Raw genomic sequence first — 18,295 nt, 5'->3', positions numbered from 1 at the left:
TTCCGAATTTATTTCGGAATCTCATCTGATAGAAAACGATTAAATTACTTTATTAATTTTCTCAATCATTGATAGCGCATTGGCATCATTTGGTTTTAATTGTAAAACCTTATTATAATTCTTTAATGACTCCTTATAATTTTTAATAGTAAAATAAGCTTCTCCCATACTATCATAAACAGGATATTTGTATGGATACATTTTAGTATTTAGTTGAAAAACAAACAATGCTTTTTCTGTGTTTTTAGATCTAAGTAATTTATAACCATATGTATTTAATTCTCTACTTCCTTTAGTAAATTCAGCAAACGAAATCACTAAGTTATTTTCTTCTTTTTGTAGTTCTTTTATGGTTTTCACTTTCATTAAAGCATGTAATCGCTCAACAATAATATAATTAGGTGTGTAATTTTTACCGTTAATAATAGTAAGTATATCACGTTCGAAATCTTGTTTTGGTGATTCAACAATTCTACCAATTTCTTTATCATTTTTATAAAAAATAAAAGTAGGAACTCGGTGAATGTTCAACCCTTTTTCTTCTCCGTTTGGTGATGCTTTATAAGCTTCTGGTTTTTTATCAACAGCAATCATAAACAATTTCTTGGTATCAAAACCAACTTCATCTATCACTTTATAAAATTTAGGGATTTCTCTTTTACTATCGCCACACCAGCTTCCGTAAAAAGCTTTAATTGTATAATTGTTAAGAGGTTTTTTTAATAGACTAACTACTTTATCTTTCGTTAAATATTGATTGTAATTTTCTTGAAACCAAGAAAAATCATCAGTATTAAAAGCTTTTTTATCAGTTCTACCTAATAACATAAGTGTGCCTTTACTGTCTTTTGTTGTATTATTAATCTGTTGTCCGAAAGCAATACTGTTAATTAACAAGCATAGTAATATGGTTGATTTTTTCATTTATTTATGTTTTACTCGAAAGTCCATATTTCTTACATTAAAAAAAAATCAGAAGTATATACATCAAAAAAAAAGGTATCAACTGCAATAGCGCATTAAAAAGCGGCAGTATGTACTTTCTAAATAACCTTTGGTACCTATTATTTTGCCGAATGGCTTAATTTTAGTTACTTACAATCACTATGATTAAACTAAGTAGAAAGCACAGCGCAGAACTCTTAATACACGTACTTTTTTGGGTGTTATTTGTATTTGTATCACTATTTGTTTTTACGCCTTATTATTGGGCTGAAAATCCGTTTTTACAGTATTTTTTTATCCTAGTTGTTATTGTTTATGTGAACAATCAAGTTTTACTACCTTTTTTCGTGAAAAAGAAATGGTATCTATTCTATGCCCTCATTTTTACATTCATATCGTTTTTAGCCACACAATTGTATTGTTATGTTTTTGCACGCTGCGGATGCACAATCATGAAATGCTTAAGTGATTATTTGTGGCAGACTTTAACTCCACTTTTATTTTTCTCTTTTATATGGATGTTATTTCGATACATCGATCAATCAGAAAAAGTATTGAAAATAGAACAGGAAAGAACTGAAATGGAATTAAAGTTCCTAAAATCACAAATTAATCCACATTTATTGTTTAACAATTTAAACACCATTTATTCGTATGCGATTGAGAAACCAGACAAAGCACCCGATTTAATTTTAAGATTATCAGACAATTTAAAACATGTGTTGTACGAGAGCAATACCGAAAAAGTAAATCTTGATAAGGAAATTCAGTTTATAGATAATTACATAGCATTTCATAAAATCAGAACTGAAGGAGTTAAACAAATTAATTACCAAACCTCAACAGACAATAATCTTTATGAGATTGCACCATTGTTATTAATAACAATTATAGAAAACGCCTTTAAACACTGTGTTTTTAATAGTGTTATTGATATAAATATTAAGGCAGAACAAAATAAATTAACCTGTATTTGTGAAAACCATTACAATGAAAAATTAATAAAAAGTACAGACGCAATTGGCTTAGATAATCTTAAAAAACGTTTAGATTTATTATACAAAAACAAGTATGAATTAAATATTAATAATACTAGCACTTTTAGAGTATCGTTAGTGGTAAATATTAATTATATATGAATTGTATTATTATAGAAGACGAGCTTCCGGCACAAAATATTGTGAAGAATTATATACGTAAAATTCCCGATTTAGAATTAATAGCTGCTTTTCAAACAGCAACTAGTGCGAATGAGTTTTTAAAAAGCAATACAGTAGATATTATTTTTTTAGATATTAATTTACCTGATATACCTGGATTAGATTTTATAAAAACAATTAGAAATCCGCCGAAAATAATTATTACAACTGCCTATCCTGATTATGCAGTTTCTAGTTTCGAATTGGATACAATTGTAGATTATTTAGTAAAACCTTTTTCTTTTGATCGCTTTTTAAAAGCAGTAACAAAAGCAGAAAATCAAGTAAATAATATAAAAATTAAAAATAAGGAAGTAATTTACTTAAATATAGATAAAACCATCCATAAAGTATATTTAGAAGAAATATTGTATTTAGAATCTGATAGAAATTATGTCACTTTTTTTACTATTGATAGAAAACTAACAATTATAGATTCTTTAAAAAATTGGAAAGATACTTTAGACACCCGTTTATTTGTACAAATTCACAAGTCGTATGTTGTAAATGTAAAAAGAGTTGAGAAGTTTACAGGAACTAACTTATGTATTAAAAACAAAATTCTGCCAATTGGCAGAACATATAAAAAAGAACTATTGGCTAGCTTAAAAGCTAACAAATAGTTCTTTTTTATCATTATAAGAATTAAAAACTTATTCCCAAGTATTAATTGCTGCATCTCCTCCCCAAGTTATAGTAACTAAGTAAGGATTATCTATAAAAGGGTTTCTGTTTCCTTGTACATCATAAATTACATTATTTCTTTGTCTTTCAAAATCAGAAACAGGATCTTCTTTATTCCACTTTAAGAATAACTCCTTAGAACCAACCTTTTCAAAAGTTTCACCATATCTTACATTTAAATAAAATACCATTCTAGCGATATCTCCTTTCCATTCATCTCCAGGAAACCAAGTACTACCTTCCTTTTTATATGTTCCTGTTCCATCTATAAAAGGAAAATTAGACCTTTGTGTGTTAATAGCATCATCACATGAACGTAAATGGTGCAAATCTGTAACAGCATCCTCAGCTGATAATTTAGATTGTGGATAAACGTGTTCTGTATTAAATGTTTGTGTAGGATATGTATTAGATCCAGACGTATACTCTCTTTCATCTCTACTTTCACTTGTGTACATTAAAATAACGTTATCTACATTACTTAAATCTTCATCTGCGTTGTATAAATAATTATGTCTTTCACCATAAGTTAATATGTTGCTATGAGATTTGGTAACTAAATCTATTAACGTATTGTAGTTGGTGTTTTGATCGTCTATGAAAGATACGCCATTATAATAAGCTGCTAAGTCGGCAGGTATATTAAATGATATTACTTCTACAACGTTTATTGTTATTGTTGCTGTTGCGCAAGTTGCTGTTGCGTCGTTATCACATAATGTATATGTAAAATTATCTTGTCCCGTAAAGTCTGCAACTGGTGTGTACGTTATTGTTCCGTCGCTATTTAAAGTTACAGTACCATTTGTACTTGTATCATCTAAAGAATCAACTTTAGCACCATCTATAATGGTATCATTATCTAGGTGGCTACTAATATTAATTGTAGAATTAATACCTACATTATAACTATCGTTAACAGCTTCTGGACTGCCTTTATCTGCAACATTAATTGTAACAGTAGCTGTAGAACAAATTTCAGGTGATACTTTACTACAAATAGTATAGTTAAAAGTATCTTCGCCAGAAAAATTATTTGATGGGGTGTATGTGTATGTAATACGGTCTACTTCAATAGTACCTCCATTAGCTGTTGCATCATCAAAGGTAATAGTAATTCCTGTAGATGGGTATTCATCGTTAGTTAAAAAACTAGGTAGCTCTAAAAAAGTACCTTCATTAGCTTCAAAAACATCATCTTTTGCTATTATTACTATTTCTTCATCTATTGGATCAGGAGTAGGATCTGGTTTTACAACATCTGATTCATTTCCTCCACAATTGATAAGTAACAAGGTTAAAAAACCAAGAAATAATACTTTTTTCATCATTTTACTCTTTAAGTTATTGTTTTATTATTTTATCATGTACTTTGGTTGGAATATTATCATTCCACACTGTTAATATATCTGTAGCTACACTTGCTCCGCTACCTGCTGCTATAGCAAACTGACTGCGTATACCTGATAAAGTACCGCAAACATACAAACCTTTTTTAATTAAGTAGTTAAAATTGCGCAATTGTACTCTGTCTTTCATCACATTAGCTCTCATATGAGGCTCAATATACTGCTCTAGTCCTGCTATTTCAAATGGTTTAGAGTAATTTAAGGCTATAACTACCTTTTTACTGTAATATTCATTTTTGTTAGTTATAACTTTATAACCTTCTTCACTATCTAAAACCGATAATACTTTTTCATTTTCAATTTGAGAAACATGTGGATATTGATTAGACAATTGTTCTTTACCTTGCTCTAAAATATCACTACCTAAAGTACCAACAGGTAATCCTAAAACATTATTAAACAAAGCATTTTGTAAATGAGATATTCGTTGATGCATTAAAATACCAACTTTTTTATTTTTTGCATATTCTTTTTTATAAGCAGAGCCTATAACTAGTGCGCATTGCATACCAGAAACTCCTCCTCCTATAATTAAGCAATCAAAACTCATTTATGCTAATAATACTTTTATGTTCTCTGCAAATAATCTTACTGCAATAGCTAGTAAGATTACTCCAAAAATCTTTCTAATAATTTTAATTCCGTTATTACCTATAATTTTTTCTATTCTAGATGATGTTTTTAATACAATGTAAATAACTATTACGTTTAATAAAACGGCAATAATTATATTTGATATATGGAACTCTGCTCGCAAAGATAAAAGAGTTGTTAAACTACCCGGCCCTGCTATTAAAGGAAATGCTAACGGAAAAACAGTTGCTGTTAATGTTTCATCCTCATCATCTTTATATAAAGTGATTCCTAAAATCATTTCTAAAGCGATAAAAAATAAAATAAATGCACCTGCAACGGCGAAAGAATGTACATCTACACCTATAACTCCTAATAATTCTTTACCTACAAATAAAAACAGAATCATTATAGCCCCAGCAATAACAGATGCTTTTTCAGACTGTATATGCCCAACCTTTTTACGTAAGTCGATAATAATAGGAATGTTACCTATAATATCAATTACTGCAAACAACACCATAAACGCAGTAAAAACTTCTTTTATGCTAAAATCCATAATATCTTTTTTTTCAGCTGCAAAATTATATAAGTAATGTCACAATCTAGTATTTTTGCACCTAAATTTTATGTGAAGTTATTGTTAACTTGCACTTTTAAATATATTTTATGTTTCAATTAGGAAAAACTATCGTTTCAGAAGATCTTATCGATAAAGATTTTGTTTGTAATTTATCTGCCTGTAAAGGAGCTTGTTGTATTGACGGAGATGCTGGCGCACCTTTAGAAAAAGAGGAAACAAAGATTTTAGAAGATATATATCCTAAAATTAAACCCTTCCTCCGTAAAGAAGGTATTGAGGCTATTGAGAAACAAGGTGTATGGATTACTAGTGACTTTGGTGAACTAGAAACTCCTTTAATAAATAATGCCGATTGTGCTTATGTTATTTTTGATGATAAAAACACTGCATTATGTGCTATAGAAGAGGCTTACAACCAAGGTATTGTAGATTGGAAAAAACCTGTTTCTTGTCACCTTTATCCTGTTAGAGTGAAGGATTACAGTGAGTTTTCTGCTGTTAATTATGATAAGTGGGAAATTTGTGATGATGCTTGTTCTTTAGGTAAAGAATTACAAGTACCAGTTTATAAATTTGTAAAACAAGCACTAGTTAGAAAGTTTGGGCAAAATTGGTATGATGAATTAGAACAAATTGCAGAAAAAAGAAATAGATAATCTAATATATTATTATAATAAAAAAACGACGCTAAATAGCGTCGTTTTTTATTATTTTCAAAGTATTATTATTCTAATTAACACTAAAACTCCAAACTTGCCCTATAGACTTTGCTCCTGAGTTATCAATCGTATTAACTTTCCAGTAATATGTTTTACCTGTTGCAACAGTTACATTAAATAATTCTTCATCTTGAGAACTTGTTACATCTGTTAAGTCTGCATCTTGGCCAAAGAAAACCTCATATGATAATGTGTCATCTGTATTAGAATCTGCGCCCGTCCATTTTAAATCAACAGATACAGTTGATGCATCTAATGCTGATTCAGCGGCTGGACTAATTAATTCTGCTGTAAAAGGAGCATTATTTGCTTCTCCTGTTCCTTTCGTATAAAATGCAAATACTGAAGATGCTTCTCCCGATAAGCCTTTACTGTCGGTAGCGGTTACTCTCCAATAATATGCAACGCCCTTGTCTAAATTAATAGATTTAGTGGAAGAACTTGCTGTTTCTGTTTTAATTATAGTAGCCATGTCACGGCTATTAGAAAATTCAACTTTATAACTAATAGCATCGTTATTAGCATCTGTAGCATCGCTCCAATCAAAAGCAATTGTATTATTTATACATAATAAATCTTGTGTTGGGTATGCTAAACTAACTTTACTTGGAGCTTCGTTAACCACCTCTGGTTCTCCTCCGCCTTTACTACTTCCACCTCCACAGGCAACAAATAATGGAAGTGAAAATAATGCGATTGTTTTTATTGCTTTTCTCATTTTTTTAAGATTTTAAAAGTATTAGTCTTATCGTTTCCTAATTTCAGTATATAAATACCTGCTTTATAACTATTGAATGGAATTGATAATTCGTTTCCTTGTCTTTCTATTGTTTTATCTAAAACAACTTTACCTGTTACATCAAACACAATAACTTTAACATTATTTGATGTATCAACCGGTAATAATAATTCGATAGATTCTGTTACTGGATTGTTTCTTAAGAAAACATTATCAATAACTGTTTTAAATTTACCTTCACATGCTTTTGCTGTAGTTACCTCTAAAACACCTTTTCCTTCAACCTTAACGTTAAATGTTGATTGCTCGAATGTATTAATTAAATCGCCATTTAAAAACACTTTATAAGGTGCCGTTCCTGAACTTACATTTACGGTGTAATCTCTAGATTGGTTGTTTTTAGCCACTCTTAATGAAAAAGCTTCAGCTGCTTTTATATTTATTTCAAAACATTGCTTATAATCTTTACCGTCAATCTCTACACAAATTTCATAGATACCAGGAGTTAAATTTTCGAAAGTAAACGATGTAGATGTCAATGCTGTGGTTTCTTCTTTACCCTCTCCTTTTAATGTTACCGTATAGTTTACAAAAATTTGCTGAACATTAATGGTAATTTTACCATCGCTTTCACCTGCACAAGTTTCTGAAATAGACTCAATTTTAATGTTATCTGTATCTAAATAACTAGTATCACAAACATCTCCTACTCCGTTTCCGTTAGTATCTGTTTGATCTGAGTTTGCAGTATTTATACAGTTATCAACATCATCCATAATACCATCGTCATCGGTATCTTGACAAGCATCTCCAACTCCATTTCCATCTGTATCTTTTTGATCTGGGTTTGCTGCATTAACACAATTATCTACACTATCTAAAATACCATCTTCATCTGTATCTTGACAAACATCTCCTACACCATTTCCATCAGTATCTAATTGATCAGGGTTTGCAGTACCTGGACAGTTATCAACATCATCCATAATACCATCTTCATCGGTATCCTGACAAGCATCTCCGATTCCGTCGTTGTTAAAATCTTTTTGATCTGCATTTTTAGTATCTATACAATTATCAACATCGTCCATAATACCATCTTCATCGGTATCCTGACAAGCATCTCCTAAACCATCTCCGTCAGTATCTAATTGATCAGGATTTGCAGTATTTATACAATTATCTACGTCATCCATAACACCATCTTCATCGCTATCTTCACAAGCGTCTCCGATTCCATTTTCATTTGCATCCAATTGATCAGCATTAGCTGTGCTTGGGCAATTATCTACCCCATTTAATACCCCATCACCATCATCATCTCCTGTTGGGTCTGATATAAATTTACCTGAAAAAACCCCTCTTCCATAAGTTGCTGCAAAAACAGTATTATCATCACGCAAATCTAAATCTAAAACAGGAACATTGCTCATTCCGTTATATGACTGTGTCCAACTAGGTGAAACTGCATTAAAGTTTTTTGTTTTCCATACACCTAAATCAGTTCCTATAATTACTTCATTTGTACTAATTGGATTTTGTAATATTGATTTTACTGGTAAGTCTGGCAAATCCCCTTCTTTATTAGCCCAGTTAATTCCTCCATCTGCAGAGTACCAAATATTTACAACACCATAATTATGCATTGTTACAAAAATTTCATCTTCATTTTCTCCTAATTCAATATCTGATACCGTTCCTACAAAATCAGCCCCGGTAATTTCAGACCAAATACTACTGTCTGTATCTGCATTTTCTATTTTTAATACCTTTCCGTTTTTTAAACCTGCAAAAAGTAGACTTGATGTTGTTGTATAAGTAGATATTTTCAGAGTAGATGGCGCTGAATCCATTAACGAATTTGAAAGTGTACCTTTCTGAGGAACTATTGTTAATATATCTGAGTATCTTCTAATAGAAATACCTGTAGAACCTGAATAGTTTGAATATAGAATATTAAGATTTGAATCTAATTCCTCTTGATTAATAAAATCTCCATTAGATGAATCTTCATCATTAATCGTATAAGATTGTTCCGTTTTATAATCATACAAAACAATACTTTGATTATAAACATAATTAGATATAAAGTATTGATCATTTCCGTCAGTATCAAAGAAACTAGCAGCTCCATCACCTCCTGCAGCTCTTATAGAACTATTAATTCCTGCTCTAGCTGTTTCTACTAGTTGAGTTCCGTTGTCTTGAGCTCCTGCAATGAAATACTCTTCACCTGCAAATGCTGTTGATGGTGCTACACCTACGGTATAAAATTGTAATGTATTATAGTTATTATTTCTTGCCGAAATAATACTTCCTGCATTATTTGAAAAATATACTCCACCGTCGTTACCAAAAACCATTCTTGACGAAGAGGCAAAGGCTAAACCATGCTGATCTGCATGCACATTTTGAGAACCAAAACCTCCATACCAATGTGAGCGTTGATCCCAGGTTTGACCTGCATCTGTAGATTTAAATAAATCTATACCTCCAACATAAAGAATATTTTCATTATTTGGATCTACTTTTAGTAATAAATCATAAAAAGCTTGACCTCTCGTAAAATCATTTGCAGGAATACCTGTGTCTTTATCATCTGGTAATGGTAATTCATTTACTGTCGCAAAATCATCAGTTGTTTTAAACATTTTAACTGGTGTTACAGAACTATTTATTTGAGACAAAACATAAACTGTACCTGCATTAGATGGTGAAACAGCTATTTCTGTTCTTGACCCTGTTTCTACGGAATATATTAAATTAAAAGTATCACCATTAACTGATTTTAAAATAGCTCCGCCTCCATCTCCATAAGTATAACTAGAAGTTGTACTTAAATAGATAGAATTATCAGCACCTAATTCAAAATTATTCGGCTCATATTCATTTCCTGCACTTGTTTTTGGCATGTTTAATTTAGAGAAGTTTACACCGTCTGTAGATTTATAAACACCATAACTGTCTCCCCCTAATGAAACACCCCCTAAGTAGCCAGATTCACCTGCTGCTATATAAACTTCTGAAACTCCTGAATTATTTCTTATAACAATATCATTAATATGTTGTATTCCAGGAACAACTAATACATTTGTTGCATTACTTCTACCTTTGGTTAAAGTAATATTAACCGCTTCAGTTGATAGAGCGTTTATTATTGCATTACCGGCTGTTCTGGTTGTCATAACTGCTGGTATTGTGACTGAAGCATCATCCCCTCCCATTGGTATTGGATTTCCATCAACATTATTTACCATAACAACTGCTATAGCACCCGCAGTTTCCGCTTGCTTAACTTTTAAATCAAAATTACAACTACCTCTCCTTATTACTGCTATTTTACCATCTAACTCACTTGCGTTAGTCAATTCCTCACAACCATTATCAAATGGTGCTGTTATATCATTAACTAAAACTACGTCTCCAGTAACTGAAGCTCTTAAATCTCCACCAAAGGCAGTAGCCAAGGTTGATATATATTCTCCTGAAATACTTGCTGGACTATTAACCGTAACCTTTGAGTTTGCATCTAAGAAAGAAGCTCCATCAATACCTCCAAAAATATTAGACCATGTAACTCCACCATCGGTAGATTTCCATAAACCATCTCCGTTTACATCTCCGCTTACATAAGATTCTCCAGTACCTACATAAAATATATTTGGATTATTTGGATCAGCTGCAATACAAGATACTGCTAGATTTTCAGGGATTCCTACACGAATCCATTTAGAGTTTACATCTGATATTTTAGTGTTTTTCCATAAACCGCCACTAACTCCTCCGGCAAAAACAGTTTCATCTGTAGTATCATTTGGATCAAATAAAAGTGCTCGTGTTCTTCCTCCTACATTATCAGGACCTCTTTCTTCCCAAGCATTAGTAGCTTCACCAGGAACTTTTTGACCTGCTCTTAGCTTACTCAACTCCTTTTGAAGTCTTAAAACATCTTTCTTATAAGTTCTTCCTGTATTAGGGTTTATTTCACTTAAATATTTTTGTTCGAAATAAGCATTTGGAGGTAATCCTTGTGCTTTTCTTTCTTTTTTAGGAAGTTTTCCTATTTTCTGAAAAGGGTGATTTTTCAAAAATTCTGCGTGTTGACTTCTCAATTTGTCGGCAGCTGTCTCTTTAGTGCCTATTGAATTAAAGACAACACCACCTACAGCTAAAACAAGTAAGCCAACAAATAGTATTTTTTTATTCATGGTAAAGTTATTTATGATATATAACAGTTAGTGTTAAAATTACCCTAACTTTTTTAACAAAAAGCTAAAATATAGATTATATTTACTAATAAAGCTTAATTTAATAATTAATTACGCAATATTTCCTTTTGTTTTTTTAAATAATCGTATTGCAAAACTATCCGACAAACCAGATACATAACTACAAATTTGCATAACCCTATCATAAAGTGCGGCTTTTTCTTGCTGATATTCATCAGGAAGTAAATTCAACACCAGTGTATCGTAGTTAGATTGTGTTCCGTTATACTTATTGTTTAACGCTGTTACAAAAACATCTAATAGGTCTGCAATAATCTTATACCCAGCAACTTCTTTTTCGATGACATCTTTACTACGGTATATTTTTTCTATACTTATTTTAATGATATCGTTAATTTGTGCTTCGTATATACATTTATCTAGTAATGATTTTTCGAAACTACCGTTTAAAATAGCTGTTTCATTTTCTAAAAAGATATCAACTGCTTCGTTAATTAACACACCTATTGCTAAAGCTCGTAAATAACTAATACGGTCTTTTGTGTATTTTAACGAATGATATTTTTTACTATCAATCGTGTTTTTAACCAACTTAATCATATACTCTAAAGCATAATCTTCATCGATTAGCCCTAAATTAATTCCGTCTTCAAAATCGATAATTGTATAACAAATATCATCTGCAGCTTCTACTAAATATGCTAATGGATGACGATAATAGGATATACCGTCACTTTCTTTTTTCTGTAAACCTAAATCGTTCGCAACATCTAAAAAACCTGCTGTTTCCGACTGAAAAAAGCCATATTTTTTATCGACTATATGTTTTGTTGGTTTCTTCGGAAGTGATTCTTTAGGGTATTTCATAAATGCTCCTAAAGTTGCATAACTTAAACGCAAACCTCCTTCGCTACCTGGCTTATTTTCGGTTAAAATCTTGAATCCGTTTGCATTTCCTTCAAAATCTATTAAATCTTGATATTCTTTTTCGGTAAGTTGCTCTTTATATTTTAATCCGTTACCGGTTTTAAAATACTCTCCGATGGCTTTTTCACCTGAATGCCCAAAAGGCGGATTCCCAATATCATGTGTTACGGATGCCGCAGCAACAATCGCTCCGAAATCATTAAAAGTGTAGCCTAAATCTACTAAATTCGGGTGGCGTTCTAACAATACTTTACCAACACGTCTTCCTAAGGTTCTACCAACTACCGACACTTCTAAACTGTGTGTTAATCGGGTGTGTACAAAGTCGGTTTTTGATAACGGAATTACCTGTGTTTTATCTTGTAAACTACGAAAGGCTGATGAAAATATAATTCTATCAAAATCTACTTCAAAGCCTAAACGGGTTTCGTCTTGTAATATGCGTTCACGTTTTTGTGTATCACCAAAACGTTTTAAAGAAAGGAGTTGTTCCCAGTTCATTGGTTTCATTTTTATAATAAATCTAAATCTATTAACATATTAAATGCTTTTGCATTTCCTTTTTTATGGGCTTTTTTAAGGTAAGTTATTCCTTGTTCCCTTTTATTAATTGAAATATAATAGGCTCCTAAATGTGCATATGCATCATAATTTCCTAAAAAAAATGCTTTTTTTGCGTAGTTAACTAGCTTAGTGTTAATTTTAGTATTTTTCTTTAATAGTTTTTCTAGGTTACTAATACCTTCTTCTCTTTTTAAAAGCAACATGCAAGACTCTACCACATTGCGCTTGCATAAATTATTGTATTTACTTACTGTATTTTTAGTGTATACTAAAAGACTTGTTTTAGAATGAGTTTTTTGCAAATCGTAAAATGAACTTAGTAATTGGGCTCGGGTACTTGCTTTTTTATTATTTTTTCTGTTGTTTTTAACAGTTTTACCACTGCTATTAACCCATAAAACATCTTTTGTCCATTTACCAACTCCTTTAAGAGTTTTGTTATTTACAATTTTAAATATTAAAATTCCTTTATCTGGAAAAACAAACAAGCTATCGTTTCTATGAAAATAATTTGCCTTAATTTTAGTAAATGGCGCTATGGCTACTTTTCCGTTAGCATCAAATGTAAATGATGTATACATTGATTTACCTACTACCTTAAAATTTCCATATAAATTATTATTACAATTTTGAGCCTTTGCAGCTAGTGTAAAAAGTAATAATGTTATTATAATACTGTTTTTCATGCTTCAAATTTACAAAAAAAGAGAAGCCTTTCGACTTCTCTTTGGTAAACTCTACAACTTCTTTAAAAAAGGTCTTGAAGATTTAAGAATTCATATAATTTAAAGAATCCTAAAATATTAATTAGATAATATATTCCCTTCAATAATTTATCTAAATTAAAAGAAATTCTATTATCTATTTTTGAAATATTTTGAATTACTGTTATATTATTAACTATTATAATTGTACTTTTAAAATTCTCTTTATTTCCTATTTTAGTAATTAATTTATCTTTGCTATATATCATTTAACTATTGTTTTAGGCTATCAACAATTTATTTTTTTTGTTAATAACAATTTAACGTAGCTCCCTAGTTGTTTTTAAAAGGGGTATGCTACTTACAATTTATTTTATAAATATTTAACTTGATAGAAAGAGCATTGTTTTGTACTTTTGTAAAACAAATGGAGACGAGGTAATCTCTTCTTCTCTAATTTTGTAATATTATTGGGCGGCAATCCAAAAAATATTTAAAAAAAATCAAGAGGGATATTTAATTATGTTCCTTTTTTTTATGCTTTTTATTTACTACCTCAGCAAATGACTTTAATGATTCATAAAAAAAGAGAAGTCAAAAGACTTCTCTTTTTTCACTTTTAATCTAATTTATGTCATTACAAACAAGAAAATCTAATTAACAGATTGCTTCACTTTGCTCGCAATGACCTATTATCTTCTAAGACCCACACATTAAACAATCGTCGTCTGGAGCTCCGTTTTTAGATGCATCAACCATGGCTTTAAATTCTGTAGCGCTCATTGGTTTTTCTTCTTCAACTATAGCTTCTTTCTTTTCGATATTTAACGTAAACTGTTTTGCGTTTACTGCCGATTTTGTACGTAAATAGTACATTCCTGTTTTTAAACCACTTTTCCAAGCATAAAAATGCATTGAAGTTAGTTTTGCATAATCAGGATCTTTCATAAATAAGTTTAACGACTGAGATTGATCGATAAAATAACCTCTATGGCGCGCCATATCGATAATATCTTTCATACTCATTTCCCAAACTGTTTTGTATAAATCTTTTAAGTCTTGCGGAATAGTAGCAATATGTTGGATAGATCCGTTTGCACGCATAATATCTTCTTTCATATTATTATCCCATAAATTTAACTCTACTAAATCTTCTAATAAGTGCTTGTTTACTACAATAAACTCACCAGATAATACTCTACGAGTATAAATATTAGAAGTATATGGTTCGAAAGCTTCGTTATTTCCTAAAATTTGTGAAGTAGATGCTGTTGGCATTGGCGCCACTAATAACGAGTTACGAACACCGTGTTCCATCACTTTTTTACGCAAAGCATTCCAGTCCCAACGACCACTTAAATCGTCTTCTTTAATTCCCCACATATTGTGCTGAAATTCTCCTTGAGACATTGGCGAACCTTTAAATGTTGAATATGGCTCTTTTGCTTTTGCAATTTCCATAGATGAAGTTACAGATGCAAAATACAAGGTTTCGAATATTTCTTGGTTTAACTTCTTAGCTTCATCTGATGTAAACGGTAAACGCAACATGATAAACGCATCTGCTAATCCTTGAATACCTAATCCTACCGGACGGTGACGAACGTTAGAGTTTTCTGCTTCAATAACCGGATAATAGTTACGATCAATAACGGTATCTAAGTTTCTAATTACTTTTTTAGTTACTTTAAATAGCTTTTTATGATCAAAAAACTTATTTCCGTTTTCATCTTCACCAACAAACATTGGTATTGCTATGGATGCTAAATTACATACTGCTACCTCATCTTTGGCAGTATATTCCATAATTTCAGTACATAAATTTGAAGAACGAATGGTTCCTAAATTTTTCTGATTTGATTTACGGTTAGCAGCATCTTTATATAACATGTACGGTGTACCTGTTTCTATTTGCGACTCTAAGATTTTCTCCCATAAATCACGTGCTTTTATTGTTTTTCTACCTTTACCAGCAGCTTCATAGCTTGTATATAAACGCTCGAACTCTTCTCCATAAGTATCAAATAAATGCGGACATTCATGAGGACACATCAACGTCCAGTCTGCATCTTTTTGTACACGCTCCATAAATAAATCAGAAATCCACATTGCATAAAACAAATCACGCGCTCTCATTTCTTCTTTACCATGATTTTTCTTTAAATCAAGAAAATCATAAATATCAGCATGCCAAGGCTCTAAATACATTGCGAAAGAACCTTTACGTTTTCCTCCTCCTTGATCTACATAACGTGCTGTATCGTTAAATACTTTTAACATTGGTACAATTCCGTTTGATGTACCATTGGTACCGGCAATATAACTTCCTGTTGCACGAATATTATGTAAAGACAAACCAATACCTCCTGCAGATTGCGAAATCTTAGCAGTTTGTTTTAGTGTATCGTAAATACCTTCTATACTATCATCTTGCATTTGTAATAAAAAACAAGACGACATTTGTGGTTTTGGTGTACCTGCGTTGAATAATGTTGGCGTAGCATGGGTAAAATATTTTTTACTCATTAACTCGTATGTAGCGATTGCTTCGTCAATATCTTCTTTATGAATACCTATAGATACACGCATTAACATGTGCTGTGGACGCTCAACAATATTACCGTTTAACTTTAATAAATAAGAACGCTCTAAGGTTTTAAATCCAAAATAATCGTAGTTAAAATCACGACTATAAATAATAGTAGAGTCTAATTTATCAGCATTTTTCATGATAATGTCATACACATCATCTGCTAATAAAGGAGATTTTTTTTCTGTACGAGGGTTTACGTATTCGTACAAATCAACCATCGTTTCTGAAAACGACTTTTTAGTGTTTTTATGTAAATTAGATACGGCAATTCTTGCAGCTAATTTTGCATAATCAGGGTGTGCAGTTGTTAATGTTGCAGCAACCTCAGCAGCTAAATTATCTAATTCAGATGTTGTTACACCGTCATATAAACCTTCAATAACACGCATTGCAACTTTTACGGGGTCAACAATCTTGTTTAATCCGTAACACATTTTTCTAACCCTCGCTGTGATCTTATCAAACATCACAAGCTCTCTTTTACCGTCTCTTTTTGCTACATACATATTATTACTCTTGTTTTTAATTTGGTTATAAGAATCACACAGGTTTTACTCTAAGAGCGACTCTTACATGTTAAAATATTTTTGTTTCTTTTTTGAAACTATATTTAGCTTAAACGCCTTCGTGTTTTTAGCTAAACTTTACCGCATGTAGGGGTTAGCAGTAGTGTTATTCTTTTTTTAAAAATCAGCATCGAAACTAATGTCTCCTGTACCACCTGATGATACTCCTGCTTTTTGATATTCTGAAACTCTTTTTTCGAAGAAGTTCGTTTTTCCTTCTAATGAAATCATTTCCATAAAGTCAAACGGGTTTGTAGCTTCATACTCTTTATCACATCCAAACTCTAGTAATAACCTATCGGTTACATACTCTAAGTATTGTGTCATTAACTTAGCATTCATACCAATTAAACTTACCGGTAAAGATTCTGTAATAAATTCTCTTTCGATAGTAAGTGCATCTAAAATAATTTCGCGAATACGATCTTTAGGCACTTTATTTACCATGTGATGGTTGTGTAAATGAACTGCAAAGTCACAGTGCATTCCTTCATCACGAGAAATTAATTCGTTAGAAAATGCCAATCCTGGCAACAAACCTCTTTTCTTTAACCAAAAAATAGAACAAAAAGATCCTGAAAAGAAAATACCTTCAACAGCTGCAAAAGCAATTAATCTTTCTGCAAACGAATCAGACTCTATCCATTTTAATGCCCAATCGGCTTTCTTTTTAATCGCTGGAAAAATTTCTATTGCCTTAAACAATTTATCTTTTTCTGCATCATTCTTTACATAAGTATCTATTAATAATGAATACGTTTCAGAATGCACGTTTTCCATCATTATTTGAAAACCATAAAAGAATTTTGCTTCAGAATATTGTACTTCGTTTACGAAGTTTTCTGCTAAATTTTCATTTACAATTCCGTCAGAAGCTGCAAAAAAAGCTAAAACATGCTTAATGAAATAACGTTCATCGTCAGTTAACTTTGTTTCCCAATCGATAACATCTACTGATAAATCGATTTCTTCGGCGGTCCAAAAACAAGCTTGTTGTTTTTTATACCATTCCCATAAATCGTCATGTTGAATTGGAAAAATTACAAATCTATCTTTGTTTTCTTGTAAAATTGGTTCGATGAAAGCCATTATATATTTGTGCTAAATTTTAATGTTATTTTTATTTTCTAGAGGGGTTAACAAAGATTCAAAAAATTACTAAAAACTGAAAGCCTTACTTATTCACAAATCCCTTGAAGTTTTCAACAAATTGAAAAAAAAACACAAAAGAGCGTCATTTCAACAAAAGCACAACTTATTTAAAAACAAGTATTTAAAATTAAAAAACAAGCTTGAGTAGTGATAATCACTGAGTTTCCTATTTTGGTTTTTTTGCATAAAAAAAGTGATGTTTTCACATCACTTTTTCACTTTATTTTTAGACCTATTTCTCTACCTTTAAAACATCTTTTATAATTTCTTCTATTTGTTTTTTTGGTAATGCTCCGTTTGCCATTTGAGGCTGTTCACCTGCTTTGCAAAATAACATTGAAGGAATACTACGAATTCCGAAAGCAGCAGATAATTCTTGTTCTGCTTCTGTATCAATTTTATAAATATCAATTTTACCTTCATACTCTTTACTCAACTCTTCTAAAATCGGAGCCAAAGTTTTACATGGTCCACACCAATCTGCATAAAAATCAATTAATGCTGGTTTATCTCCTTCAAACTTCCACTCTTTGTTCTCTTCAAAATTAAATACTTTTTCTAAAAAAGTTGCCTTTGTTAAATTTTCTGTCATGCTGTTTTTATTAATTATTTACTTGAAAATTTTCAAGCTTAAAGGTAGTCGTTTTTATTTCTTAAAGATTACAAGAACACTATTTAGTGTTAAAAACGTCATAAAAAATAGGATTCT

14 protein-coding genes are annotated in these 18,295 nt (G+C 31.0%); 3 read left to right on the top strand and 11 right to left on the bottom strand.

Annotation, left to right across the window (positions count from 1 at the left end; all coding sequences use genetic code 11):
- Positions 1 to 39: 39 nt before the first annotated feature.
- Entirely contained in the window at positions 40 to 924 is an 885-nt protein-coding gene (locus P2G10_RS07585; protein WP_275315972.1) for a thioredoxin domain-containing protein, read from the bottom strand.
- A 575-nt stretch (positions 925 to 1,499) separates the two neighbouring features.
- Here P2G10_RS07585 and P2G10_RS07580 point away from each other — a divergent pair.
- Both P2G10_RS07580 and P2G10_RS07575 read left to right on the top strand, forming a co-directional pair.
- Positions 1,500 to 2,084 carry a sensor histidine kinase gene (locus P2G10_RS07580; RefSeq protein ID WP_275315971.1) on the top strand — a complete coding sequence of 195 codons (585 nt, stop codon included), beginning with the start codon at positions 1,500 to 1,502 and terminating at the stop codon, positions 2,082 to 2,084.
- Positions 2,081 to 2,767, top strand: a complete 687-nt coding sequence (locus tag P2G10_RS07575; RefSeq protein WP_275315970.1) for a LytR/AlgR family response regulator transcription factor — start codon at positions 2,081 to 2,083, stop codon at positions 2,765 to 2,767. The genes P2G10_RS07580 and P2G10_RS07575 overlap by 4 nt, the downstream gene beginning before the upstream one ends.
- A gap of 30 nt (positions 2,768 to 2,797) precedes the next feature.
- Here the strand turns inward: P2G10_RS07575 and P2G10_RS07570 are convergent, their stop codons facing one another.
- From P2G10_RS07570 to P2G10_RS07560, 3 genes are read right to left on the bottom strand one after another with little or no spacing between them, the layout of a single operon-like run.
- The gene (locus tag P2G10_RS07570; RefSeq protein WP_275315969.1) at positions 2,798 to 4,156 is read right to left on the bottom strand and encodes an endonuclease; all 1,359 of its coding nucleotides are present in this window, start codon (positions 4,154 to 4,156) and stop codon (positions 2,798 to 2,800) included.
- A 16-nt stretch (positions 4,157 to 4,172) separates the two neighbouring features.
- Complete coding sequence (locus P2G10_RS07565) at positions 4,173 to 4,787, bottom strand: NAD(P)/FAD-dependent oxidoreductase (RefSeq protein ID WP_218771898.1); 615 nt, start codon at positions 4,785 to 4,787, stop codon at positions 4,173 to 4,175.
- Positions 4,788 to 5,369, bottom strand: coding sequence for a MarC family protein (locus P2G10_RS07560; RefSeq protein ID WP_218771897.1), 582 nt, complete (start codon positions 5,367 to 5,369; stop codon positions 4,788 to 4,790).
- Between the two features lie 110 nt (positions 5,370 to 5,479).
- On the opposite strand from P2G10_RS07560, the gene P2G10_RS07555 reads away from it, so the two are divergent.
- Positions 5,480 to 6,049 carry a DUF3109 family protein gene (locus P2G10_RS07555; protein WP_275315968.1) on the top strand — a complete coding sequence of 190 codons (570 nt, stop codon included), beginning with the start codon at positions 5,480 to 5,482 and terminating at the stop codon, positions 6,047 to 6,049.
- 73 nt (positions 6,050 to 6,122) lie between these two features.
- On the opposite strand, the gene P2G10_RS07550 is transcribed toward P2G10_RS07555, so the two are convergent.
- The 7 genes from P2G10_RS07550 to trxA all read right to left on the bottom strand — a co-directional run bounded on the left by P2G10_RS07550 (position 6,123) and on the right by trxA (position 18,178).
- Positions 6,123 to 6,830, bottom strand: coding sequence for a fibronectin type III domain-containing protein (locus tag P2G10_RS07550; protein WP_275315967.1), 708 nt, complete (start codon positions 6,828 to 6,830; stop codon positions 6,123 to 6,125).
- A complete protein-coding gene (locus P2G10_RS07545) occupies positions 6,827 to 11,059 on the bottom strand; it encodes a thrombospondin type 3 repeat-containing protein (RefSeq protein WP_275315966.1) in 4,233 nt (1,410 codons plus the stop codon). The genes P2G10_RS07550 and P2G10_RS07545 overlap by 4 nt, the downstream gene beginning before the upstream one ends.
- Positions 11,060 to 11,170: 111 nt before the next feature.
- A complete protein-coding gene (locus P2G10_RS07540) occupies positions 11,171 to 12,508 on the bottom strand; it encodes a deoxyguanosinetriphosphate triphosphohydrolase (RefSeq protein ID WP_218773520.1) in 1,338 nt (445 codons plus the stop codon).
- An 11-nt stretch (positions 12,509 to 12,519) separates the two neighbouring features.
- On the bottom strand, positions 12,520 to 13,257 hold the full coding sequence (locus P2G10_RS07535; RefSeq protein WP_218771893.1) for a hypothetical protein: 738 nt from the start codon (positions 13,255 to 13,257) through the stop codon (positions 12,520 to 12,522).
- 717 nt (positions 13,258 to 13,974) lie between these two features.
- Entirely contained in the window at positions 13,975 to 16,374 is a 2,400-nt protein-coding gene (locus P2G10_RS07530; protein WP_275315965.1) for a ribonucleoside-diphosphate reductase subunit alpha, read from the bottom strand.
- Positions 16,375 to 16,551: 177 nt separating this feature from the next.
- Positions 16,552 to 17,523: a ribonucleotide-diphosphate reductase subunit beta gene (locus P2G10_RS07525; RefSeq protein ID WP_218771890.1), complete on the bottom strand. Its 972-nt coding sequence runs from the start codon at positions 17,521 to 17,523 to the stop codon at positions 16,552 to 16,554.
- A 295-nt stretch (positions 17,524 to 17,818) separates the two neighbouring features.
- On the bottom strand, positions 17,819 to 18,178 hold the full coding sequence (gene trxA / locus P2G10_RS07520) for a thioredoxin (protein ID WP_260587305.1): 360 nt from the start codon (positions 18,176 to 18,178) through the stop codon (positions 17,819 to 17,821).
- Positions 18,179 to 18,295: the final 117 nt, after the last annotated feature.

The sequence above is a fragment of the Tenacibaculum bernardetii genome, from assembly GCF_029125915.1.
GTDB classification, from domain to species: Bacteria; Bacteroidota; Bacteroidia; order Flavobacteriales; family Flavobacteriaceae; genus Polaribacter; species Polaribacter bernardetii.
The sequence above is the reverse complement of the archived record's forward strand: the minus strand, read 5'-3'. Positions and strand labels throughout refer to the sequence as shown.